The sequence below is a fragment of the Mycobacterium simiae genome, assembly GCF_010727605.1.
In the GTDB taxonomy this organism is placed as follows: Bacteria; Actinomycetota; Actinomycetes; order Mycobacteriales; family Mycobacteriaceae; genus Mycobacterium; species Mycobacterium simiae.
On sequence record NZ_AP022568.1, the window covers coordinates 2,278,404 to 2,301,643 of the forward strand.

General features: G+C 67.4%; 25 protein-coding genes. 5 read left to right on the forward strand and 20 right to left on the reverse strand.

What is annotated here, in order from left to right:
• Positions 1 to 2: 2 nt before the first annotated feature.
• From G6N33_RS10555 to fadD5, 3 genes are all read right to left on the reverse strand, one after another.
• The gene (locus tag G6N33_RS10555) at positions 3 to 872 is read right to left on the reverse strand and encodes an MlaE family ABC transporter permease (RefSeq protein ID WP_044509382.1); all 870 of its coding nucleotides are present in this window, start codon (positions 870 to 872) and stop codon (positions 3 to 5) included.
• Position 873: 1 nt separating this feature from the next.
• The gene (locus G6N33_RS10560; RefSeq protein WP_044509381.1) at positions 874 to 1,689 is read right to left on the reverse strand and encodes an MlaE family ABC transporter permease; all 816 of its coding nucleotides are present in this window, start codon (positions 1,687 to 1,689) and stop codon (positions 874 to 876) included.
• Positions 1,690 to 1,934: 245 nt separating this feature from the next.
• Entirely contained in the window at positions 1,935 to 3,593 is a 1,659-nt protein-coding gene (gene fadD5 / locus G6N33_RS10565) for a fatty-acid--CoA ligase FadD5 (protein WP_044509380.1), read from the reverse strand.
• Between the two features lie 170 nt (positions 3,594 to 3,763).
• Here fadD5 and G6N33_RS10570 point away from each other — a divergent pair, with 170 nt between their 5' ends.
• Complete coding sequence (locus tag G6N33_RS10570) at positions 3,764 to 4,459, forward strand: GntR family transcriptional regulator (RefSeq protein WP_044509379.1); 696 nt, start codon at positions 3,764 to 3,766, stop codon at positions 4,457 to 4,459.
• Positions 4,460 to 4,474: 15 nt separating this feature from the next.
• On the opposite strand, the gene G6N33_RS10575 is transcribed toward G6N33_RS10570, so the two are convergent.
• From G6N33_RS10575 to G6N33_RS10635, 13 genes are all read right to left on the reverse strand, one after another.
• The gene (locus G6N33_RS10575) at positions 4,475 to 4,915 is read right to left on the reverse strand and encodes an SRPBCC family protein (protein WP_044512700.1); all 441 of its coding nucleotides are present in this window, start codon (positions 4,913 to 4,915) and stop codon (positions 4,475 to 4,477) included.
• A gap of 57 nt (positions 4,916 to 4,972) precedes the next feature.
• Entirely contained in the window at positions 4,973 to 5,473 is a 501-nt protein-coding gene (locus G6N33_RS10580) for an acyl-CoA thioesterase (RefSeq protein ID WP_044509378.1), read from the reverse strand.
• Positions 5,474 to 5,520: 47 nt separating this feature from the next.
• Complete coding sequence (locus tag G6N33_RS10585; protein ID WP_044509377.1) at positions 5,521 to 6,438, reverse strand: alpha/beta hydrolase; 918 nt, start codon at positions 6,436 to 6,438, stop codon at positions 5,521 to 5,523.
• Positions 6,435 to 7,940, reverse strand: coding sequence for a flavin-containing monooxygenase (locus G6N33_RS10590; protein ID WP_044509375.1), 1,506 nt, complete (start codon positions 7,938 to 7,940; stop codon positions 6,435 to 6,437). The genes G6N33_RS10585 and G6N33_RS10590 overlap by 4 nt, the downstream gene beginning before the upstream one ends.
• Positions 7,941 to 7,947: 7 nt before the next feature.
• Positions 7,948 to 8,676: an SDR family NAD(P)-dependent oxidoreductase gene (locus G6N33_RS10595; protein WP_044509374.1), complete on the reverse strand. Its 729-nt coding sequence runs from the start codon at positions 8,674 to 8,676 to the stop codon at positions 7,948 to 7,950.
• The gene (locus G6N33_RS10600; RefSeq protein ID WP_044509373.1) at positions 8,673 to 9,071 is read right to left on the reverse strand and encodes a nuclear transport factor 2 family protein; all 399 of its coding nucleotides are present in this window, start codon (positions 9,069 to 9,071) and stop codon (positions 8,673 to 8,675) included. The genes G6N33_RS10595 and G6N33_RS10600 overlap by 4 nt, the downstream gene beginning before the upstream one ends.
• Positions 9,068 to 9,814 (reverse strand): HpcH/HpaI aldolase family protein, encoded by a 747-nt coding sequence (locus G6N33_RS10605; protein WP_101528396.1) that lies wholly within the window; start codon positions 9,812 to 9,814, stop codon positions 9,068 to 9,070. The genes G6N33_RS10600 and G6N33_RS10605 overlap by 4 nt, the downstream gene beginning before the upstream one ends.
• Positions 9,811 to 10,788 (reverse strand): zinc-binding dehydrogenase, encoded by a 978-nt coding sequence (locus G6N33_RS10610; protein ID WP_101528395.1) that lies wholly within the window; start codon positions 10,786 to 10,788, stop codon positions 9,811 to 9,813. The genes G6N33_RS10605 and G6N33_RS10610 overlap by 4 nt, the downstream gene beginning before the upstream one ends.
• Before the next feature lies 1 nt (position 10,789).
• Positions 10,790 to 11,965, reverse strand: coding sequence for a cytochrome P450 (locus G6N33_RS10615; protein WP_044512699.1), 1,176 nt, complete (start codon positions 11,963 to 11,965; stop codon positions 10,790 to 10,792).
• 56 nt (positions 11,966 to 12,021) lie between these two features.
• On the reverse strand, positions 12,022 to 12,726 hold the full coding sequence (locus tag G6N33_RS10620; protein WP_044509369.1) for a hypothetical protein: 705 nt from the start codon (positions 12,724 to 12,726) through the stop codon (positions 12,022 to 12,024).
• Positions 12,726 to 13,301 (reverse strand): hypothetical protein, encoded by a 576-nt coding sequence (locus G6N33_RS10625; RefSeq protein ID WP_044509367.1) that lies wholly within the window; start codon positions 13,299 to 13,301, stop codon positions 12,726 to 12,728. The genes G6N33_RS10620 and G6N33_RS10625 overlap by 1 nt, the downstream gene beginning before the upstream one ends.
• Positions 13,302 to 13,464: 163 nt before the next feature.
• Entirely contained in the window at positions 13,465 to 14,634 is a 1,170-nt protein-coding gene (locus G6N33_RS10630) for a CaiB/BaiF CoA transferase family protein (protein WP_044509366.1), read from the reverse strand.
• 70 nt (positions 14,635 to 14,704) lie between these two features.
• Positions 14,705 to 15,247, reverse strand: coding sequence for a DUF732 domain-containing protein (locus tag G6N33_RS10635; RefSeq protein ID WP_049919111.1), 543 nt, complete (start codon positions 15,245 to 15,247; stop codon positions 14,705 to 14,707).
• 329 nt (positions 15,248 to 15,576) lie between these two features.
• Here G6N33_RS10635 and G6N33_RS10640 point away from each other — a divergent pair, with 329 nt between their 5' ends.
• Complete coding sequence (locus G6N33_RS10640; protein WP_044509365.1) at positions 15,577 to 16,242, forward strand: DUF427 domain-containing protein; 666 nt, start codon at positions 15,577 to 15,579, stop codon at positions 16,240 to 16,242.
• A 75-nt stretch (positions 16,243 to 16,317) separates the two neighbouring features.
• Here the strand turns inward: G6N33_RS10640 and G6N33_RS10645 are convergent, their stop codons facing one another.
• From G6N33_RS10645 to G6N33_RS10655, 3 genes are read right to left on the reverse strand one after another with little or no spacing between them, the layout of a single operon-like run.
• A complete protein-coding gene (locus G6N33_RS10645) occupies positions 16,318 to 17,493 on the reverse strand; it encodes an acyl-CoA dehydrogenase family protein (protein WP_044509364.1) in 1,176 nt (391 codons plus the stop codon).
• A complete protein-coding gene (locus G6N33_RS10650) occupies positions 17,493 to 18,413 on the reverse strand; it encodes an LLM class F420-dependent oxidoreductase (RefSeq protein ID WP_044509363.1) in 921 nt (306 codons plus the stop codon). Before G6N33_RS10650 ends, G6N33_RS10645 begins: the two co-directional genes overlap by 1 nt.
• Positions 18,414 to 18,425: 12 nt before the next feature.
• Positions 18,426 to 19,316 (reverse strand): acyl-CoA thioesterase, encoded by an 891-nt coding sequence (locus G6N33_RS10655; protein WP_044509362.1) that lies wholly within the window; start codon positions 19,314 to 19,316, stop codon positions 18,426 to 18,428.
• 172 nt (positions 19,317 to 19,488) lie between these two features.
• Between G6N33_RS10655 and G6N33_RS10660 the strand changes: the two genes are divergently transcribed.
• The 3 genes from G6N33_RS10660 to G6N33_RS10670 are packed head-to-tail and all read left to right on the forward strand — an operon-like array spanning position 19,489 to position 21,754.
• On the forward strand, positions 19,489 to 20,319 hold the full coding sequence (locus G6N33_RS10660) for an SMP-30/gluconolactonase/LRE family protein (RefSeq protein ID WP_044509361.1): 831 nt from the start codon (positions 19,489 to 19,491) through the stop codon (positions 20,317 to 20,319).
• Between the two features lie 16 nt (positions 20,320 to 20,335).
• Positions 20,336 to 21,154: a thioesterase family protein gene (locus G6N33_RS10665; RefSeq protein WP_101528394.1), complete on the forward strand. Its 819-nt coding sequence runs from the start codon at positions 20,336 to 20,338 to the stop codon at positions 21,152 to 21,154.
• 54 nt (positions 21,155 to 21,208) lie between these two features.
• Entirely contained in the window at positions 21,209 to 21,754 is a 546-nt protein-coding gene (locus G6N33_RS10670; RefSeq protein WP_044509357.1) for a TetR/AcrR family transcriptional regulator, read from the forward strand.
• A gap of 83 nt (positions 21,755 to 21,837) precedes the next feature.
• On the opposite strand, the gene G6N33_RS10675 is transcribed toward G6N33_RS10670, so the two are convergent.
• Positions 21,838 to 23,187: an FAD-binding oxidoreductase gene (locus G6N33_RS10675; protein WP_101528393.1), complete on the reverse strand. Its 1,350-nt coding sequence runs from the start codon at positions 23,185 to 23,187 to the stop codon at positions 21,838 to 21,840.
• Positions 23,188 to 23,240 lie beyond the last annotated feature (53 nt).

The following is a 23,240-nucleotide window of genomic DNA, read 5'->3' on the forward strand; positions in this document are numbered from 1 at the left end:
CGCTACACCGTCAACGCGAAGTTGGGGTTGACGCCGTAGAGCGCCAACGCGGCGGACAGCACGACCACCTGCACCGAGACCAGCGAGAAGCGCATCGAACGTCCCACCGCCTCGCCCACGCCGACGGGTCCGCCGCCCGCGTTGTACCCGTAGAAGCAGTGGGTGATCATCACGACCGCCGTGATGAGGATGGCCTCCACGAACGACCAAAACACGTCGTCGGGTCGCAGGAACGTTCGGAAGTAGTGGTCGTAGGTGCCGTTGGACTGCCCGTACAGCACCGTCGTGGTGATCTGTGGCGACAGGAAGCACATGATCATCGCCAGCGCGTAGATCGGGATGATGACGACCAGGCCGGCCATGAAGCGGGTGGTTGCCAAAAACGAGATCGACTTGATGCCCATCACTTCCAGCGCGTCGATCTCCTCGCTGATGCGCATGGCGCCGAGTTCGGCGGTGGCTCCCGCGCCGACAGTGGCGGCCATCGCGATCCCGGTGACGACGGGAGCGGCGATGCGCACGTTGATCAGCGCGGCGAAGAAGCCGGTGAACGCCTCGACCCCGATGTTGCCCAGCGACGCGAAGCCCTGGATCGCGACGAGCGAGCTGCCCGACAGCGTCACGAAACCGACGATCGCGACCGTGCCGCCGACGACGGCCATGGCGCCGGTGCCCATGCCGATTTGGGCAATCAGTCGCAGCGTCTCCTTGCGGTAGTTGCGCAGCGCGTGCGGCACCTGTCCGATGCAGACCAGCCCGAACCAAGCCATCTGGCCGAGGTCGTCGAGCCCCCGGCCTGCGGCACCGCCGTAGCGGTTGAGATTCTCCGCCGCCCGGGGAAATCGGGCACGCAACACCGCGGCAGTCGACATGTCAGCGTCCCGTCCCGAATCGCACGCCGATGGTGGTCAGCACCACGTTCACCGCGTACAGCGCAACCACGCAGAGCACGACGGTTTCGTTGACGGCGGTGCCCAGCCCCTTGGAACCACCCCGCACGGTCAGCCCGCGGAAGCACCCGACGAGTCCGGCGATCAGGCCGAAGGTCGCCGCCTTGATGGTCGCGATGACAACTTCGGGCAGGCCGGTGATCGTGGTCAGGGTCGCCAGGTAGGCGCCGCCCGACACGTTCTGCAGGTAGACCCCGAACAGGTAGCCGCCGACCAGCCCGACGGTGATGACCAGACCGTTGAGCAGGGTGGCGACCAGGGTGGCGGCGATCACCCGCGGGACCACCAGCCGGTGGATCGGGTCGATGCCGAGCACCTCCATCGCGTCGATCTCCTCGCGGATGGTGCGCGCACCGAGGTCGGCGCAGATCGCGGTCGACCCGGCGCCGGCCACCACCAGCACCGTGGTCAGCGGACCGAGCTGGGTGACGGCGCCGATCGCCGCGCCCGCCCCGGAGAGGTCAGCGGCACCGAACTGGGCCAGCAGCACGTTGAGGGTGAAGATGAGTAGCACCGTCAGCGGGATGGAGACGAAGACGGTCGGCAGGAACGCGACTCGCATGATGAACCAGCACTGCAACACGAACTCGCCCCACTGGAAGGGCCGACGGAACAACGCCCGGCCGGTCAGCACACACATCCGGAAGAAGCCGCCGATCAGGGTCAGCGGCGACTCCAGTTGATCCCGCAGATAGCCGACGAGGTAGGGCCCCCGCGAGTTCGTCGAGGTCGACGTCATCACCGCCCCCTCACGCCGAAACCGCGCGCCATGCGACTGCGCGGCTCATGTCGCACGCGTCGCCCCCTCGCCCTCAGGCGGCCGGGAAAAGCCCCGCCTTGCCCTGGATTCACCTGTGTGACCTCCGACTCCCTACTGGCAAGTAGTAACGGAGACCACAGGAATGTACCCGATGGCCAACCAGGTGTGAACCGCATCTGCACAATTAACCCTTCGTCAACAGCGGGCAAACGTTACACTATCGTTCAGCTTCCCTCTCTCGTGGTGAAATCCCTTGCAGTGGCCTCGCTTTGAGGTCCGACGGCGTTCCCGTAGCGAATCCGCAGCTCGGTTTTGAGCACCTTGCCGGCCGGGTTGCGGGGCAACGCGTCGACGATCTCGAGTGACTTGGGGTGCTTGTAGCGCGCGAGGCGTTCGTTGAGAAACTCGTCCAAGTCATCCAGCCGCAGCCCGTCGGTGCGCACGGCCGCGACCGCGATCGGGACTTCACCCCACTTTTCGTGCGCACGACCGATGACGGCGACTTCGACGATGCCGGGATGGCTGGCGAGCACGTTCTCCACTTCGGCGCAGTAGATGTTCTCGCCGCCGGAAATGATCATGTCCTTCTTGCGGTCCACCACCCAGACGTAGCCGTCCTCGTCCATCCGGACGAGGTCGCCGGAGTGGAACCAGCCCCCCGCGAAGGCCTCCGCGGTGGCAGCGGGATTGTTCCAGTAGCCGGCCATCAAAGTGGGTGCGCGGTAGACGATCTCGCCGACCTCTCCGATCGGCACGTCGTTCATGTTCTCGTCGACCACCCGGGCGGAGACGGTCGGAATCACCTTGCCGACCGATCCCCGCTTTCGGATCGCGTCCTCGCCAAGCAGCATGCAGGTCACCGGAGACATCTCGGTTTGCCCGAAGGCAGCAAGGATCTGGGTTCCGGGGAAGATCGCCGACATCTCCCGCAGCAGCGCATCCGGTGCCGGCGCGGCGCCCCATGACATGACGCGCAACCTCAGGTCGCGGGGACGGGCGTGCTGCTCAGCGCAGACCGCCTGCCATTGGGCCGGCACCAAAAAGATCCCGGTGACCTTTTCCGCCGCCAGCACGTCGAGCAGCTGCCCGGGTTCGAAAGCGCCGAGGGGATAGATGACCGTGGGCAGGCCCAGCAGCAGCCCGCCGAGCAGGTTGCCGACGCCGGCGATGTGGAACAGCGGGACACCGATGAAGCCGACGTCGTTATTGATGTCGGCGCCGTTGGTGTACAAGCCGGTCATCGTCTGCCCAGTCAGGTTGGTATGGGTGAGCACCGCACCTTTGGGACGCCCAGTGGTGCCGGAGGTGTACATGATCAAGGCCGGCGAGTCGTTCGGCACGTCGACGGGCTCGCGCGCACCGGCGGGTTCGTTGATCAAGTCTTCATAACCCAGGACCTGGTCGTCGGTAGCACCGCCGGCCACGACGATCGTGTCCAGCAGCGGCCGGATCTGACGGACTCCGGTGGCCACCGGAGCCAGCACCTCCTCGGTGACCACGACCCGCGCTTCGCAGTCTTCGACCAGGAAACCGATTTCGGATGGGGTGAACCGGAAGTTCAGCGGAACCGCGATGGCCCCGAGCATGTTGGTCGCAAGCATTGCCTCGACGAACTCGGGGCGGTTGAGCATCAGGATCATCACCCGGTCCCCGAAGCCGACCCCTCGTCTGCTCAGGGCACCGGCCAGCGCACTGACCCGACGCTGCAGGTCGGCCCATGTCAGCGTGCGTCCCATGAATCGCAGCGCGACGGCCTGCGGCTGCATCAGTGCGTGCCGCTCGAGCTGGTTGACCCAGTTTTGCCGCCGGGCCAGGTACGGCTGCTCTCTCGGGTGTGACGCCTGTGATGCGTGAGGCTCATGGCTAGCAAGTTGCGCGGTCAACTAATACCTTCCCTTCACTCGCGCACCGCTTGCGACAGCTTGATATTTGATAAAACATCGTGTTGTGTGGGTCACACTATGGCTTTGCCGCCGTGAAGACAAGCCCCGGCAAAACTTGAAAACGACCTGAAATCGCCCCACCAACTCCTGCGAAAGCCCTGGCCACCCACGTGAACACACCGCTATCTACACGAACGCCGGGTCGGCGGCGACAGCTGCGCCGGGCGCAGCTGTCCGACGAGGTCGCGGGCCACCTGCGGGCGGCGATCATGTCGGGGAGGTTGCGGCCGGGCACCTTCATCCGCCTCGATGAGACCGCGGCCGAGCTCGGCGTCAGCGTGACACCGGTGCGGGAGGCATTGCTCAAGCTGCGCGGCGAGGGCATGGTGCAGCTCGAGCCGCACCGCGGCCACGTGGTGCTGCCGTTGACCCGGCAGGACATCGAGGACATCTTCTGGCTGCAGGCGACCATCGCCAGGGAGCTCGCCGAGGCGGCCACCGACCACATCGCCGAGGCCGAGATCGACGAGCTGGAACGCATCAACGAGTCGCTGGCGGCGGCCGTCGGGTCCGGTGACCCCGAGACGATCGCTGGCCTCGAGTTCTCCTTCCACCGGGTCTTCAACCAGGCCAGCGGGCGGATCAAGCTGGCCTGGTTCCTGCTGAACGCGGCGCGATACATGCCGGTGCTGGTCTACGCGGGCGATCCGCAATGGGGGGTGGCCGCGGTCGACAATCACCGGCAGCTGATCGACGCGCTGCGCCGCCGGGATACGCCGGCGGTGATCGAGCACACGGTTTGGCAGTTCACCGACGCGGCCCGGCGGCTGACCGAAATGCTGGACGGGGCCGGGATATTCGGCTGACCCCGACCTCCGCCCTTAGCTTGCGGCCAGCTGCTCGGCGCGTTGTTTGAGGTTGTCGGCGAGGTGGTCCAGCACGTTGTTGAGCATCTGTTTGACCAGCGGTGCGGGGACGGGCATCGACGGTTCGACGTCGATGTCGACGGTCAACAGGCTCGAGGCGCCGAGTTCGACGACGCTGAACAGCTGCTCCTGTTTCTTGAACAGCTCGCCTTGCTGCATGACGGTCTGAATCTGGTTCGGGCCCGGGTAGTAGACGGCCTGGATGTAGACGCCCTGGAATCCTTGGTAGGCGGCGTCCAGCCGCAGTTGGCTGGGGCGGCCGTCGTCGTACCGAGCAAGCACCCAGCAGCCCGTCACCCCGTCACTCCACTCCGGATACCGCTCGAAATCCGCGACGATGGCCATGACCGCGCTGGCGTCCGCGTCCACCTCGACGGTCTTACTCAAAACGGGCATGCGCGAAAGCATAACGGGGAACGCGAAAGCCCCAGCGCAGGGCGCTAACTGGGCCCGCTAGGCCGATTCGCCGACGGTGGCCGTCGACAGCAGCGAACGGATGGGGTCCGGGATCGGGACCGATTTACGACTGGTCCGGTCGACGTAGACGTGCACCCAATGCCCCAGCGCGGTGACCGGTCTGGCTCGGGCACCGGGTGCGCCGTCCTGCGCCTCGGCTTGGGCCGCGAACACACCGAGGCGATAGGTGACGCTGCTGCGGCCCAGCCGCGTCACGGCCAGGCCGACCTCGAGCCGCTGCGGAAACTGCAGTTCGGAGAAGTAGCGGCAGCCCGACTCGGCGACGACGCCCAGCGCCGCCATCGTGGTCGGGTCGAGCCCGGTGCCCAGCGTGATCCAGGCATTGATGGCGGTGTCGAACAGCTGGTAGTACACCGCGTTGTTGAGATGGCCGAACATATCGTTGTCGGCCCAGCGGGTGCTGACCGGCCACAGCACCGGGAAGTCGCGGCTGGTGAGCTGGTCGGGGGCGGGCGGGATCGACGGGCCGGAAGCCATGCTGGTATTCCAGCATGTTTCGCAGGGCTGGCGTCCGGCGCCGCGGACTAGTGGCTGTAGAAGGCGCTCGCCAGGGCGCGGCCCTGCATCGCGAACAATTGCTCGGCGGTCGACCAGTCGGGCAGCAGCGAATCGAAGCCGTGACAGGTGCCGGCAAAGACATGCAGCTCGGTGGCGACCCCGGCATGCAGCAGCCGCAGCGCGTAGCCGACGGCCTCGTCGCGAAACGGATCGATCTCCGCGCAGGTGATCAACGCGCTTGGCAGACCGCTTAATTCGCCGCGCCGCGCCGGCACGGCGGCCGGGGTCGCGGGCGTGCCAGCCAGGTAGTGGCGCCACATCAGTTCGGCGGCCTCACCATCGAATGCCGCGCTGGTGCGAAACTCGGCCTTCGATGCGGTGGCGCGATCGTCGAGCACCGGTTGGTGCAGCAGTTGAAACAGCACGGGTGGCACCGAGCCGTCGGTCGCGCGCTGGGCCAGGCACGCCGCCAGCGTGGCGCCCGCGCTGCTGCCCGCGACGGCCAGCCGCGTCGCATCGACGTCCAGTGCGGCGGCGTGGTCGACCACCCACCTCAGCACCGCGATCGCGTCGTCCAGCGCAGCCGGATACGGATGTTCGGGCGCCAGCCGGTAGTCGACCGATATCACGGTGCAGCGGCCGCGGCGCGCAAGTTCGGCGCACTGGCGGTGATCGGTGTCGAGGTTGCCCAGCGCGAATCCGCCTGCGTGGCAATAAATCACCACCGGTGCCAGCGACCGTCCACCCCGATAGCTGCGGACCGGCACGCCGCCGAGGTCGTCGTCGCTGATGCGCACGCCCGGCATGGGATGGGCGGCGTCGCCGCGGCGTTGGTCGAACGGCGCGCGCATGACCGCGATGGCTTCCCGGGTAAACAAGGTGCGCGTGGTCGCGATCGCGCGCAGGGCCGGATGGAGACGTTCGGCGCCGTCGAGTTCGCTCATCGGGCCGGCCCGTCGGCAGCGGCGGCGGATTCCAGCGGGGCCGGGCGGCTGCCGAACATGAAGTCGCCGGGCTCAAACCGGCGGGTCAGCTTCCAGAAGCTGCGTGCGCTGCGCGGCCACTGCGTCACCACACGGCCGTTTGCGGCGCGAAAGTAGTTGCTGCATTGGGTGGTCCATACGGTCCCGACCATCCACTGGTCGATTTTGGCGATGAACCTCGCCAGCGCCGACGGGCGCACCGCGACATAGGTTTGCCCCTTGCGCCGCAGGTATTTCAGCACGCGCACGATGTAGCGCGCTTGGGCTTCGAGCATGAAGATCACGCTGTTGGAGCCGACGTTCGTGTTGGGCCCGTACAGCATGAAGAAGTTAGGGAATCCGGGTACGGCCATCCCGAGGTAGGCGTGTGCTCCCTGCTGCCACACCGCGCGCAGTGTGGTGCCGCCCTCTCCGGTGACGTCCAACTGGCCGAGGTAGTCGGCCGCGGCGTAGCCGGTGGCGCACACCACGACGTCGACCTCGCGCTCGGTGCCATCCTCGGTTACCAGGGACCGGGCCCGCAGGTACCGAGCCGGACTGCTCACCACCTCGACGTTGGGGCGGGTCAGTGCCGGCAGGTAGTCGGAAGAGAACACCAGCCGCTTGCAGCCCATCGGGTGATCCGGCGTCAGTTTCTGTCGCAGGTCCTCGTCGGCGACAGTCCGCTCCAGCAGGCCGAGTGCGATCGCCGTGAAATCTTGGGTTTTCGGGCTGCCGTGCTCGATCACCGAGATGTTCGCTTCGCTGCGCAACCACAGTCGGGTCCGGTACAGCTTCTTGGCCAGCGGCAAATGAGCGAAGACCCACCGCTCGCGCCGCGTGTAACGTCGGTCCGGCTTGGGCAGGATCCAGGTCGGCGAGCGTTGCACCGAGTACACCCGCTCGGCCACCTTCGCCAACTCCGGAATAAGCTGCGAGGCGGTAGATCCCGTGCCCAACACGGCCACCCGCGCGCCCGTGAGGTCGATCGAGTGATCCCAGCGCGACGAGTGCATCACGGTACCGGTGAATGGCTCCTGCTCGACGAGGTCAGGGAACAGCGGCCGGGTGAACAGACCGACGGCGGACACCACGACATCGAAACGGTGTTCGTCACCGCCGCTCGTAGTCAGACACCACCGCTGGGCCTGTTCTTCCCAACACGCCGACCGGATTTCGGTCCGCATCTTCAGGTGGGGACGCAGCCCGTGTTTATCGGCGCAGCGCGCGAAATAGGCGAGGATTTCCGGCTGCCCCGACCACAGCCGCGACCAATGCGGATTCAGGTCGAAGGAGAACGAATACAGATGCGACTTCACGTCGCAGGCCAGCCCGGGGTAGGTGTTGATCCGCCATGTTCCGCCGACGTCGTCTTCCCGATCGAAGATAGTGAAATCGTGAAACCCCGCTCTGCGCAACAGGATTCCCAACGCCAGGCCGCCGGGCCCGGCGCCGATGATGCCGACGGACAAGTCCGTTTTCATCCCGGCCTCACCGAATCTGTAGGCATTGCCCACCGTCGACAACCAGCTCCGAGCCGGTAATGAACGATGCCGCCTCGGAAACCAAAAATGCGACCGCGTCGGCGATTTCGGCTGGCCGCCCCAGCCGCCCGAACATCGCCGTCGCGGTCAGGCGGCCTTGTGTGGCCGCATCGAGCATCGAGGTCGCAATCGGCCCAGGGAACACCGCGTTGACCCGGATACCGGACGGGCCCAGCTCGGCCGCCGCGGTTTGGCTCAGTCCGCGCAGCGCCCACTTCGAGGAACCGTAGGCACAGTGCGTGGGGAAGGGACGGATCGCGCCGGTGCTGCAGATGTTGACGATGGCGGGATTCTCGGCCGCTCGCAACGCGGCGAGCGCGGCCCGCATACCGAGGAACGCACCCAGACAGTTGACCCGCCAAGCGCTTTCGAAGTCTTCCGGCGTCTCGTCGGCGAGCGCGGCGCGGTGCAACACTCCGGCGTTGTTGACCAGCACGCTCAGCACACCGAATCGGTGCACAGTTTCGTCGACCACGAGCTGCCACTGTTGGGGATCGGTCACGTCGAGTTCAGCCGCAACGACCTCGTCATCGCCCAACTCGACGACCTTGGCCGCGATGTCGTCAGCCCGCACATCGCAAGCGGTCACGGAATACCCTTCCGCGCGAAGGCGTTTGGCGATGGCCCAGCCCTGCCCGCCCGCTGCGCCGGTGACGAGTGCGACGCGCTGGCTCATGACGACGACACCTCGGGACTATCGGCCAGGCCGTGGCTGGTGATGAATTCGCAGCATCGGCGCGCAAAGCGCCACCGCCCGTCGCGGCGGACGAGGCGATCGTCGTACCGCGCCGGCCGCAGCTGCTGATCACCGGCCCGGACGAACAGCACCTGGGTGCGTGCGGTCGCGGTGTCGCCGCCGACCTCGATGCGCGACACTCCCGTCATGTGCAACCCGCGGGGTGCATCCCCGAACATCTTGGCCAGAGCCTCGTGGCCTGCGAAAGAGCGTCCGTACACCACGAATTCACCGTCGTCGGTGAACAGCTGCAGGCATTCGTCGATGTCGCCGGCATCGAGAGCGAGGGCGTAGCCGGCGATCAGTTCGCGGATCGCGGCGTGGTCGTCGGTCATTGTCCGGTTGCCTCGCGCAGGTGCTCGATCGCCCCGCGACGCAGGGCCTGCGACTCCGCGGCCAGGGTGATCATCTGGAAGCCCAGCTGCGCCATGGCGTGGCCGGTTTCGCCATCATTGGCGTGAATGCCAGTGACCAGGCCGGCTTGTGTGGCGACCCGATGGATACCCACGATGGCGTCCAGCACGTCGGGGTGTCGGGTGGACCCGACGGGCGGGTGACCCATCGAGATCGCCAAATCGGCAGGCCCGACGTAAATTCCGGCGAGGCCGTCGACCGCGCAGATCTCGGCGAGCTGGTCGAATGCCGCCGCGGTCTCGATCATCGCGAACACGCTCACCGTCGTTTCGTGGACGGCAGGGTCGAGGCCGAGGCCGGCGCGCAGCGGACCGAAACTGCGGACGCCCCGCGGCGGGTAGCGGGTGGCGGCCACGGCCGCCGCGGCCTGTTCGGCCGATTCGATCATCGCGATGAAGACCGCGTCGGCGCCGGCGTCGAGCACCCGGCCGATCGGGGCGGAGTCGGCGTTGGGCAAGCGCACCGCGGTGGCGATCCGAATGTGCTCGAGACGCCGCAGCAGGCCGGCGATGTCGGCGTCGTCGAGGTAGCCGTGCTGGGCATCGAATCCCACGTAATGGTATCCGGCGCGGGCGAATTCCTCCGGCCCGATCAGCGCCGGCCCGGTGATCCAGCCACCCCAGATCGGGGTGGCCGCGTGCAGCGCTTCGTGCAAGGTGCTCACTGCGCGATCGCGATCTTCACCCGCTCGGGAACCGGCCGGCAGGCCAGCTCGAAGGCGCCCTGGACGTCGTGGACATCGTGGACATCGAAGGTGTGAGTGAGGTAGCGGCCAAGTAACTCGGGATGGTCGGCGGCGAATTTGCCGGCGTCCGCGAGCACCCGTCGCCGGTCAAGTGTCACACCGGATTTCAGGGTCAAGTTGTTGCGCAGCATGAGACGCATGTTAATCGGATACGCCTCGTCGTCGGCGACCCCGAAGTAGAACACGGTGCCGCCCGGCGCGGCGGCACTGATGGCATGACCCAACGTGGCCACCTGATGTCCGACGGCTTCAATGACGACATCGGCGCGGTCGCTGGGCGAGAGTTGACTGACCCATCGATCGCTGCTGGCCCGGATGATCTCGTCGACGCCGAATGTTGTTGCCAGGCTTTGCCGGTCGACGGGGTCCACCCCGGTGACGCGGCGGGCGCCGGCGGCCTTGGCCAGGTAGGAGAACAGCAGTCCGATCGAGCCCAGTCCGATGATGGCGACGTGCCGGCCGGCTAGATCGGGCAGTTGCTCACAGGCGAAGAGCGCGCAGGCCAGCGGCTGCAGCCCGACCGCCCGCGCGGGCGTGAGCGCCGGGTCGTACCCGGCCAAGCCGTCGCCGTGGCTGATCACCCGCTCCATCAGGCCGTCGAAGCCGGAGGCCCAGCCCACCACGCGATCGCCGGGCCGGTGTTCGGGGTGCCGGCTGGCGATTACCTCGCCGGCCACTTCGTGGATGGGGAAGCCGTCCTTCTCCGCGGCGCTCAGGCCGTCGTCGCCCGGCAGCCGGCCCTTGGCGCCGCGAAAGGCCGGCAGGTCGCTGCCGCACACGCCGGCGGCCAAGAACCGCAGCAGGACCTGGCCGTCGGCCAGCTGCTCGGCGGTCTTGGCCGCGATGCAGGTCCGCTCGAACTGATAGGGCGCGATGAGCCGATAGGACCACACCTCAGACCTCCACCGGGATGTTGTTCCATCCCCATTGGAAGCTGGAGGGCAGCCGAGTGGCGGCCTCGCCGTTGATCGCGAAGTCGGGCACCCGTCTGAGCCATTCTTGTACCAACACAGTCACTTCCAGTCGAGCCAAATGAAAGCCGATGCAGAAGTGCTGGCCGCGGCCGAAGACCAGCGAGCGAGTGATGCGCCGATTCCACACGAACTCGTCGGGGTTTTCGTACTCCCGCTCGTCCCTGTTGGCCGAGGCCAGCAGGGTGATCACGCGTTGGCCCGGGTGGATGGTCTGACCGTGCAGGGTGAAGGGCCGTCGCGCCGTTCGAGCGAACCACTGCGCGGGCGCGCAGTATCGCAACATCTCCTCGCGGGCCACCGGCACGTTGGCGGCGGAATCGGCACGCACCGTCGTCAACTGGTCGGGCCGCTGACTGAGTTCCCACAACCCGTGGGCGACGATCTTGGGCACCGTTTCGGTGCCGCCGATGAAGATGCACAGCATCTGCGTCGCGGCTTCGACGTCGGACAGGGTGCTGCCGTCGGGCAATCGGTAGCCCAGCAGTCCGTCCACCACCGGCACCGGGTGGCCGGACTGGTCGGCCCGGCGCCGCTGTACCACCGGGACCAGGTATTCCAAGTAATTCGGCCGGGCCTGCGCGGTGTCGACGCCCTCGCCGGGCGCGGCCAGACTCCCGGCGTTGACGGCGGCCAGCACCTGCGGCGCGAGTTCGGTTGCGATGCCCAATAGGTCGCACACCATGGAGGCCGCCACGATGCCGCCGTAGTCCTGGGTTAGGTCGAACGACCCTCGGGGCAACAACTCATCGAGACGCTCGTTGGCCAGCTCCCGGATCCTGGCCTCCAGTCCGGCCACCGAGCGGGGCCGCAGCGGCGCCGAGTGTGATCGGCGGATCTCGCTGTACAGGTCGGTGTCGAACACGGCGTGAAATGGCAAGGGGTGCAAGGGTGGATCCTCGACGGGTCCGCTGTTGTGGTTGGCCAGCACCGCCGCCGGTGGCAGCGTTCCCTCCGAGGCCACAAAGGTTCCGTCGTTGACCTCGAGCACCTGCCAGATGTCGTCGAACCGGGACACGGCGAAGGTGTCCCACTGGGGCATGTAGTAGACGGGATGCCGATCGCGCAGAATTCGGTAGTACCGCAACGGGTTTGCCATCACGTCCGCGTCGAAGGGATCGTAGGTGAAGGCCGGGTCCTCCGAGGTTGATGCGGTCACTGCAGCGGCGAAGGCGGTAGGGCCTGCAGGATCGAGTCTTCCCAGCCGTCGCGCAGGGCGGGGGCCATGCTCATCCAGGTGACGATCTCGGCCGGTGGGCTCTCCTTCCACGACGGGTAGTGCTCAGCGAAGCAATCCCAGCCGCCGTCCAACGCCCAGTAGTGGATGACCTCGTTATAGCGAAACGTGGTGGTGAACGAACCCAGCCAGCGTTTCCCGGTGCGTTCCGACCACGGTACGTAGAGCCGCTCCAGTTCGCGGATGTAGTCGTCTTGGCGGCCGGGCTTGGTCTGCATGATCTCCTGAATGACCAGTGGCGCGCTGAATTTGGTCTCGCGCAGCTGCGCCAGCGTCTTGTTGCTGGGGCCGGGGTACATGATCCGTCCCTCACCCGAGGCGCCGATCTCGGCCAGATAGGTTGACCATTTGCCGGCCGCGGATTCGTGGCTCCCGCCGCGGGACTGGGCCGCGCCGATCCTGGCGTAGTCGGCGAACCCGTCGATCTCCCAGATGATCGTCACCTGCGGCCAGTGCCCGTTGTACGCCGTGGCTTCCCAGATCGCGAACAGCCGCGCGCCGAGCTGAGCCATCATCGGTTGGTAAGTGTCGGTGAAGACCTCGCTGAAACGGTCGCTGGACCCGGAGCCCAGGGAGATCGTCTCGTGCAGATAGAGCAGGGTGTGGCGATAGTACTTCTTCATCAGTCCAGCCGGAACGGCTCCGACTCGGGGCCGGCGCAGCTCGCCTCACACAGCAGCGTCTCGGTGGGTTCGACCAGGGCGCAAGGGATCCCGGCCGCCGCGAGAGCGTAGCTCTTGAATTTCTGTGCCGCGGCGCTGAGCACGTGCGGGGCCCGGATCATGCCACGATTGACGCCCAACGGCCACCCGTCACCCCACAGCGCGACTTCGGTAAGGCGGTCGTCCAGCGCAGCGAAAACCCGGTCGCGTACCCGTGGGTCCGCGGCGAACGCCTCGGCACTGACGGCCAGGGTCTGACTCGCGCGGCCCGACTCGGCCGCCTCGTCCTCGGATTCGGTGTTGGCCACCCCGAGCCCAAGGATGCGCAGCGGCCGGGTGTCGCAGCTGCCCGGCAACAGCACAGTCACCTCCCAGCCCGCCATGCTGCGGTCGTAGAGCCATCCCCCGGCCGAGTGCGCGACGTCGACGGCGCTGGCCGCGACCACGTCCAGGCGATAGCGCAGACACTCACCGCGGCCGGCCGGCGCGGCACCGAGGTGTCTGCTCGGGCTGATGTCGAACGTCGGAGTGACCATCGAATCCGTTCCTCACCGCCACACCGAGGAGTGCGTGGGCTCCAAGGCAGCTGCAGCGCTTGTTATGGCTCTCAAGGGCAGGCGCCGCCTCACACACCGGGTAACGCGGCTCATCGCACAGCGTGACACTCCCGCTGTATTTTGTAAAGGTCCTGCCGAATGGTCAGGGGCCCCGGCGAGCCTTGAGTTCGGCCAATATTTCCGCGGTGTGCTGGCCCAACTCCGGGGCCACGGCGCGAGGCGTCCATGGCGTGCCGTGGAAATCCGCCGGCGTCGCGACCATCGCGACACCGGCCGCACCGTCGGGCACATCGACGATGCCGCCCGCGGCGTGAAACTGCTCATCGGCCACCACGTCTTCGAGCGAGTTGATCGGCGACCAGAAGAAATCCGGCTCTGCCGCGAAGGCCTCGGCCCATTCGTCCAGGGTCCGGGTCGCAAAGATCGCATCCAACTCGGCGATCAACTCGGGGCCGTTGGCAAACCGGGCTCGCGCGTCGCTGAATCGCGGGTCGTCGATCCAGTCGGACCGGCCGACAACGCGGCACAGCGGTGGCCAGTGCCGGTCACCTTCCAGGCCGACGATCCAGAATCGCCGACCATCGCCCGCCGCATAGTTGTTCATGCATGGATTGCCCATCGTCTCGCGTTCTCCGACCGCGATCGGTTGGCCGGTCAGCAGATAGGTGTTCAGGTCGAAGCTCACGGTGTAGGCGCCCTGGCGGTACAGGGAGGTGGTGACCAGCTGCCCCGTTCCGGTGCGTTCCCGGGCGAGCAGCGCCGCGCAGATCGCCGCCGCCAGTGTCATCCCGGCCGAGTGGTCGCCCATGCCGCCGCGCTGGAACGGCGGCGGCTGGCCGGGCCGAGTGAGCAGGTGGGCTAGCCCGGCGCGCGACCAGAACGCAGCGACGTCATACGCGGCGCGCTCGGCGTCGGGGCCGGTCTCGCCGTACCCGGTGATCAGGCCGTAGACCAGGCGGGGGTGGTGCGCGGACAGTGATTCGTAGTCCAGGCCGAGGCGGTGCAACGCGCCGGGACGGACGTTGGTCACGAAAACGTCCGCCTCGGCGAGTAATTCGAGGGCGATGCCGCGGCCTTCGTCGGCGGTGAGGTCCAGCACGATGCTGCGCTTGTTGCGGTTGTCCATTTCGAACGGCGGATTGACGCCGAGGTCGCAGCCCAGCATCCGGCCGAACATCCGCCCCGGATCCCCGGCCGGCGGCTCGATCTTGATGACGTCGGCACCCCAGTCGGCCAGGATGCCGCTGGCGGCCGGACCGGCCACCCACACTCCGAGTTCGACGACCTTGAGGCCTGCTACCGGTCCTGCCATGGCTACGTTCCTACCCCGTGGCGTCCCCGCCGCCGCGCTGCGGGTCAGTGCAGCGCGGCCAGTGGGGTGACTAGAGGCCCGGCCACGGCCCGAGCGGCGCCGGCGCCTGGTTCAGGACGGGCAGGCCGGGAGCGCCACCGAAGCCCGGCGCACCACCCAGGCCGGGAGCGCCACCGAAGCCCGGAGCGCCACCCAGACCCGGCACGCCACCCAGACCCGGGGCGCCGCCCAGGCCCGGCGCACCACCCAAGCCCGGGACGCCCCCGAGACCCGGCGCGCCGCCCAGGCCCTGCAACCCAAACGGCATCTGGCCGTTGGCGAGTGAGGCGATCATCCCCGGGCACTGCGACTGAATCGCCATGCCGGCGACCATGCTGACGATGCCGGGCGGAAGACCGGAGCTGCCCGACAACTGCGAGGCGATGGACGCCAGGGTGGCGCCCGGCTTCACCAGCATCGGACAGATCGACTGTCCGATCGCGGTGAGCGAGCCGGTGGGCGGGTCGGCGTGCGCCGGCCCGGCCAGCCCGACCGCGGATAGTCCCAGTGTCATCGCGAGCGCGGGCACCGTCGCCGCAACGGCGGCGCGGCGGCGCCTGGTCAGTGCTGTCATTCGTCCCCCCGGGTAATTGTCAAGAATTGCTAACTGCATTCATTTCGCTTCGATAACAATGGGGGTCGTTTGTCACGTTTACGACACGTTTAGGTCAAGCTTTGTGATCTGCCTGTTTCCTTATCGTTGTCTCAAATGCATTGCGTTGCTTTGTTATTTGCTGCAAGCCGTTAATATGTGCCCCATTCACCCATGGCGCGCCCACGTTGCATTTGCGCATTGCCAATACCGAGGAGGCGGCAACGGCGGATGTCGTTTGAGGCCTTATTTTTCGAAAATTTTGCGGGCGGCCCCGATGCGGCTGCGGGTGACGCCTTAACCTGGGCACCATGACTTTGGTGGCCGGACGCGGCCCGCTCAGCCGCGAACCGGCCGGGCGGTTCTTTCCCCCGCTGCCCGGCGAGGTGGTCTACATAGAGCCACACCCGCGGCGCGTGCAGGCGCTGCGGGACGGTCAGCCGGTGATCGATACCGAGCGAGTGTTGATGGTGCATCGACAGGGCCGCCCCCTGTCCTACCTGTTCCGCGCCGAGGACATCGGCGACCTCCCTGCCGAACCCGAGCCGGCGGCACCGGGTTTTGTTCACGTCCCGTGGGATGCCGTCGACACCTGGCTGGAGGAAGGCCGCGAGCTCGTGCACTACCCGCCAAATCCCTACCACCGCGTGGACTGCCGTCCGACCAAGCGGCGCCTGCGGGTCCGGCTCGGGGACATCACGCTGGTCGATACCGACGACACCGTCATCGTGTTCGAGACCGCGCTGGCCCCGCGACTCTATGTCGACCCGTCCCGCGTGCGCACCGACCTGCTGCGCCGCTCGCAGACGTCGACCTACTGCAACTACAAGGGTTACGCGACGTACTGGTCGGCGGGCGAGGTTGCCGACATCGCCTGGAGCTACCCGGACCCGCCGCCGGAAAGCCTTCCCATCAAAGGGTTTCTGAGCTTCGACGAGTCCAAGGCCGAGGTGATCGCGCAGCTACCCGCTTCTTGACACCGCGAGGCTGCAACTGGCGACGCATTTCGCGAGTAACACCGTCAGTAGTTACAGTCTCGCGGCAGAAATCCGCTAGCCCCCGTAACTAGGGCGGCCGAGCTTCAGCTCGTGCTGGGCGATCATGTTGCGGAACACCTCCATGGTGCCGCCGTAGATCCCGGCAGGCACGCCGTGCCGGAAGATGAACTCGATGGTGCCATTATCGGCCGAACCCGTTGTGCCGGTAGGCAATACCGACGTCGGGCCTAGCATATCCATCAATTCCAGGGACGCCTCGCGCATCGTCTGGATCAGCGCCACCCGGCCGTACACGCCGGGCGTCGACAGGGCCGCCTCGATGCGGGCCAGGCTGCGCCCCAGCCGGTACTTCGTCGACCCGTCGTCGATCGGGCGTCGCCCGTCGTGGTCGGGTACCGACAGCGCCGCGGCGACCCCGTCGGCCGCCTCGGCCATCAGCTGGCCGTGCTCGGACATCATCGAAATGTTCTGCAGCCCATGCGTTTGCGGTTCGACAATACCGTGCTCGGCGTCAAGGGCGAACCGCATCACCGACCAGCCGCCGTTGACGTCGCCGATCCGGTAGCAGTCGTCCACCCGCACGTCGCTGTAGTAGACGATGTTGGTGCGGTCGCCGTCGAGCGTGCGGATGGCCTGGATCTCGATACCGGGCGCATCCAGCGGCACCAGGAACATGGTCAGGTTTTTGTGCTTGCGTCCCTGCGGGTCGGTGTTGGTGAGCAGGAAGACATACTGGGCGTTCTGCGCGTTGGAGGTGAACATCTTGGAGCCGTTGATAACCCAGCCGTCACCGTCCCGGACAGCCCGGGTCTTGCACGTCGCGACGTCGGAGCCGCCCTCCGGCTCGGTGTAGCCCAGGCACAGCCGGATCTCGCCGGCTAGCACCCCCGGCAGCACCGCGTCGACGAGCTCGGGTGCCCCGAACTGCTTGACCAGCCGCGCAACGACGGCGGTGGTGCCCCAGTGGTACCAGGGGGTGTGGGCCCTGCCGATCTCGAGGTGAAAGATTCGCCGGCGCACCGGATCGAATCCGCCTTCGGACTCCAGCAGGAAATCCGAGGTCAGATAGCCGGCCTCGCCGAGCGCCAAATGTACTGGCTCGCTGAAGTTCTCACCCGTCTCGCGGTCCCGCCGACGCACCTCGTCGGTGACGTGTTCGGCGATGAACGCCCGGGTCTGGTCGAAGAACTCCTGTTCTTCGAGCGAGAGCGCGACGCGGGAGAAGTCCATCAGACCACGTCGATCACCAGGGTGCGGAAGCGGTCCAGGGTCTCCAGCGCGTGGGCCATGCTGTCGCCGGGCAGATGGACGCTGACCCAGCTGACCCCGAGTTTCGCCAACCGGTCCAGGCCGTCGAGATAGGCGTCGGCGTTGAACCCGTCCTCGGTCGGGCTGCCGCCCTCGAAGTTGGTGAAGGTGACGTCGATTGCCGACCAGTCCCGGCCCGCCGCATCGCAGCGGCGCCGCAGATCGTCGACGCCGTCGGCGAGTTTGTCCACCGAGTCGATGACGGCGGTGCCGGCGGTCTGGGCCAGTTGCGGTGCGGCGGGGAACGGACACCAGCCGTCGCCGTACTGCGCCACCCGCTGGCGTGCGGCGCTGGTGTTGCCGCCGATCCAGATCGGCGGATGGGGGGTGCTGAGCGGCCTGGGGTGCGCGGTGATGCCTCGGGCGCTGAAATGCTTTCCCTGATAAGAGATGTCGTCGCCGGTCCAGATGGCCCGGATCACTTGCAGGGCTTCCTCGAAGAGCTCGGCACGCTCGTCGTAGCTCACCCCCAGCGCCGCGAACTCGCGTTTGAGATAGCCCACGCCCACCGCGAGGGTGAATCGACCGCCGGAGAGCAGGTCGAGGGTGGCAGCGGATTTGGCGACCACGAACGGGTTGCGGTAGGGCAGCACGACGATGTTGGGGATCAGCCGCAGCGTCGAGGTGGCTGCCGCCGCGAAACCCAAAGCGACGAAAGGATCTAACGCGTCATGGCCGCCGGCCGCCAACCAGCGTTGCGAGGGAGCCGGGTGGTCGGTGAAACCGAAGCCGTGAATGCCGGCCGCCTCGACCGCCGCGGCCATCTTGGCGATGCCGTCCGCGCTCACCAGCTCCCGGTTGTACGGGTGGCTGTGCATCGGGTGGGTGACGGTGAAGTGCATGGCGAGCCGAATTCAGAAGCGGGCGCGCGCGTCGATCGCGGTGTCGCTGGTGCGCAACGGGCGGATCAGCGCCTCCTGCGCGAAGGAGCAGAGCAGTTCGCCCTGTTCGGCATGTACGGTGCCGCGCACGTACGACATTCCGGCGCCGACCTGGGTGCTCTCGTGGCTGTAGAGCAGCCAACCGTCCCAGCGCACCGGTTCGTGGAAGGCCACCGAGATGCTCATCGGGGCGGTGGACACGGTCAGATGGGCCTGGGCGGTGCCGATACCTGGATGCGCCCGCATCGTGGTGGAAATGCCCAAATGCCCGGTGAAGTAGGCCAGCAGCGCCTTGGCGAGGTCGTCGCGCGTCGGGATCGGGTCGTAATGCAGCCAGGCGTAGAGCTCAGGCGGACCGACCTCGTCGGGACTGTTGACGTCGACCACGTCGACCAGCCGCAGCTCCCGCCCGACCATCGGCATGGGCGAGGGGTTGGCCTCGGCAGGGGCTGCCACATCCGGACGGGGCAGGTGGTGGCGGATGACGTCGTCGGTCGGGACGTCGGCCAGCACGGTGATGCTCAGGCAGCGCCGCCCGTTCTGGTGCACGGCGACCACGGCGGTCGCGGTGGACCGGCCTTCGGACACCACGTCGAGAACGAGTTCGATCGGCGGACCGACGATCACGGCCCGGGAAAACACGGCGTGCGCCGAGCGCACCGACTTGTCCGGGAATCTCTTGGCCACCGCGACGATCGCCTGGGCCAGCACCTGAGTGCCCTCCGCCACCTGACGTTCGTCGCCGACCGCGATACCGGTGACCCCGGTGAACCGGTCGTCTCCGGCGCCCTGCACGTCGAAGAGATCCAACAGGCCCTGGACCGTCCACTCAGTCTGCTGTGATTCCTCGGACGCTCTAGTCAACTCGGCTCCATTCGTGGTCGGCAGGTCATCGCAAAGCGTGACACTCTGACCAAGATTTGTAAAGGTTGGCTAACGATGCCGGAGGCCGTCGCGCTGCAGGGGGCCCGAGCACCGGATTGACATCGACAACGCGGGTGCATGACACTTCTGCGGTGCTTTGTAAAGTGAGCCGATGATCCCCGAGCAGCTGGCCAATGGGTTCTGCTTTGGTGAAGGACCCCGCTGGTTCGAGGGGCTGCTGTGGTTCTCCGACCTGCTGGGCGAGGCGGTTCACACCTCGACCCTGAGCGGCGCGCTGACCACGCTGCCGCTGCCGGGCCACTCCCCGTCGGGGCTGGGTTTCCGGCCCGACGGCTCGCTGCTGATCGCCTCCGCCGACGACCGCAAGGTGTTGCGTTACGACGGCGAGACGATCGTTGAGATCGCCGATCTGTCCGACCTGGTCCCGGCCAACCTCGGCGACATGGTCGTCGACAGCGTCGGGCGCGCGTACATCGGCTCGCAGGCGTTCACCGGGGGCGTCATCGTGCGCCTCGACCTCGGCGACGACGGCACTGCCAACGTCACCGTCGTCGCCGAGGACCTCGACTTTCCCAACGGCATGGTCATCACGCCCGACCACCGGACCCTGATCCTCGCCGAGTCGACCGGCCGGCGCCTCACCGCGTTCACGATCGACGCTGCCGGTGCTCTGCACGACCGGCGGGTTTTCGCCGACGGCCTCGACGGCCCGCCCGACGGCATCGCCCTGGACGCCGAGGGCGGCGTCTGGACATCGATGACGCTGGCGCACCAGTTCGAGCGGATCGTCGCGGGGGGAGCCGTCACCGACCGCATCGACATGGGCGATCGCGTCGCCGTCGCGTGTGCGCTGGGCGGGCCCGACCGCCGCGTTTTGTTTCTGTTGACGAGCACCGACGCCTATCCTCAGCGGCTGGTGGGCACCCGGTTGTCGCGGCTGGACGCCGTCCCGGTCGCCGCGCCCGGCGCCGGGCTGCCCTGAATCACCGAGGAGACACGTGACCGACTCCTACTACGAGCGGATCGACGCCGACGCCGGGGGCGAGAAATTCCGGGCGACCGACCTGGCGCGCGGCACCTGGTCGGCCGCGATCCAGCACGGCGGGCCAGTGTCGGCGCTGCTGGCACGTGCGCTGGAACGATGCGAGCCGCGCGACGACACCCGCTTGTCGCGAGTCGTCATTGACCTGCTGGGTGGGGTGCCGGCCGAAGGTGACCTCTGGGTGCGCTCACAGCTGCAGCGGCCGGGCAAACAGATCGAGCTCCTCACCGCCGAGATGCTCGCCCCCGGCCCCGACGGCCAGCCGCGCCCGGTGGCGCGCGCCAGCGGCTGGCGACTGCAGCAGCAGGACACCGCGGCCATCGCGCACGGCGCGGCCGAGTCGCCGCGGCCGCGGACCGACGCCCACAGCCGCAACCTCAAGGCCCGGGAGTGGGACCGCAATTACGTGCACAGCCTGGAATGGCTGTGGCTGACCGAACCGCTGACCCCCGGTCCGGGCGATTCGTGGATCAACCCGACGGTCGACCTGGTCAAGGGAGAGACCATGACACAGCTGGAACGGCTGTTCGCGGTGGCCGATTGCGCCAACGGCATCGGCAGCAAGCTCGACATCACCAAGTGGACGTTTCTCAACACCGATCTGGCGGTGCACGTATTCCGCGTCCCGGACGGGGATTGGATCGGTATTCGCGCGGAGACCAGCTACGGGCCGGACGGCATTGGGACGACCATCGGCACGTTGTACGACGAGCGCGGCGCCGTCGGCGCCATTCAGCAATCGGTATTGGTGCGCCGCCGGCCCGGGTCCGCCTGACGTGAGGTGGCAAGCGACGTGGCTAGTTCGGCAATACTTCGTAAAGTTTCTGATATGACGCATCCGGCGCAGGCCCTGGCCGTATCGGACACTGACACCTCGACGCGTCAGCGGATCCTGGTGGCCACGGCCGAAGTGCTCGGCCGAAACGGCAAGACCAAGCTGAGCCTGTCCGAGGTCGCCGCGCAGGCCGGGGTCTCCCGCCCCACGCTGTACCGCTGGTTCGCGTCCAAGGAGGAGTTGCTGTCGGCGTTCTCCCAGTACGAACGGCAGCTTTTCGAAAGCGGTCTGGTCAAGGCCACGGCGGGGCTCAAGGGCTACGACAAGCTCGACGCCGTGCTGCGGTTCATCGTCGAGTACCAGCACTCCTACTCGGGGGTGCGGATGGTCGACGTCGAACCTGAGCACACCATCGCCCAGTTCTCCCATGTCATCCCGCAAATGCGGGATGGGTTGCAACGGCACCTGCCGGGGCCCAACGCCGCGGTGAAGGCGGCGACGGTCATCCGGATCGCCATCTCGCACTACATCGTCCGCAGTGACGACGCCGAACAGTTCCTGGCGCAGCTGCGCCACGCCGTCGGGATCAAGCAGAGCTGAACACACTCCGTGCCGCGAAACTGTATTCCGCGACGCATTTCCCGAGAAGACCCGTCGCGGAATACAGTTTCGCGACGGGAAGTCTAGTCGAACAACACCGCCGCGTTGAGGTAGCCGGTCGGGTCCAGCGCCGCCTTGACCGACCGCATTGCCGCGATATCCGTTGACTCCCTTGACATTCCAAGATAGCCACGCTTGCGACTGCCCACGCCATGCTCGGAGCTGACGTTGCCGCCGCAGCGCGCGATGAGGTCCATCATTCCCCCGTAGAGCGCTTGTTCGCGATCAAGACCGACGCGCAGCACGTTGAGATGCAGATTGCCCTCACCGACGTGACCGAACAGCAGCGGCGCAGCGTCGGCCACTCGCTCGTGAATCAGGGCGACCGCCGCCGAAGCGAACTCGGGGATCGTCGCCAGCGGTAACGACACGTCGAACTTCAGCGGCGGACCGTACACGCCGAGCACCTCGGCAAGCGATTCTCGGACCCGCCAGAGTCGTTGCTGGGCAGCGACATCCACGCCCACCGCGGGCTCGGAGGACATCGGCACGTCGGCCAGCAGGTCGGCCAGCCGTTCGGTCTGGTCGTGATCGGCGGCCAACTCCACCAGCAGCAGCCAATCCGCTTCGACCGGTGGGCTTACCCCGAGATGCTCGGCGGTCAGCGCGCCGGCACGGCCGTCGATCAGCTCGAGCGCGGCTATCCCGTCGACGTCGCGGAAGCGGCGGCCGGTGTCGATCAGCGCCTCGAGATCGGCGAAGCCGCAGACCGCCGTCACCCGATGCGACGGCGTGGGGTGCAGCCGCAGGTCCAGCGCGGTGATCACACCGAGCGTGCCCTCGGCCCCGACGAACAGGGCCGGCAGGTCGTATCCGGTGTTGTCGCTGCGCACCAGGCTGTGTCGGCGCAGCAGCGATCCGTCGGGCAGCGCCACGTCCAGGCCGACGACTTGCTCGCCCATGTTGCCGTAACGGACGGTGCGCAGCCCGCCCGCGTTGGTCGAGGCCATGCCGCCGACGGTCGCGGTGTCACGGGCGGCCAGGTCCACACCGAACACCAGACCTGCCGCCGTGGCGGCATCCTGCACCGCGGCCAGCGTCGCTCCGGCGCCGACCGCGATCCGGCGCTCGACGCTGTCGACTTCGCTTAGCGCACATAGGCGTTCGGTGGATAACAGCACGTCGTCATGCTCGGGCACGGTGCCGGCCACCAGCGAGGTGCGACCGCCCTGCACGGTGACGTGGGCTCCGGCGTCACGGCATAATCGCAGTACCTGCGCGACTTCCTCGGCCGACCCGGGCCGAACCAGCATGCTGGCTCGGCCGCGGTAGCGGCCGGTGTGGTCGACGCTGCGCCCTGCCAGCACGTCGGGATCGGTGACGACGTGGTTGGATCCGACGATCCCCTTCAGGTCTCCGAGGCTGGCTGGCATGCTCGCGGTTATAGCACCGCCACCGCTCGCCCAGCACAGCGGCTTGCGAGACT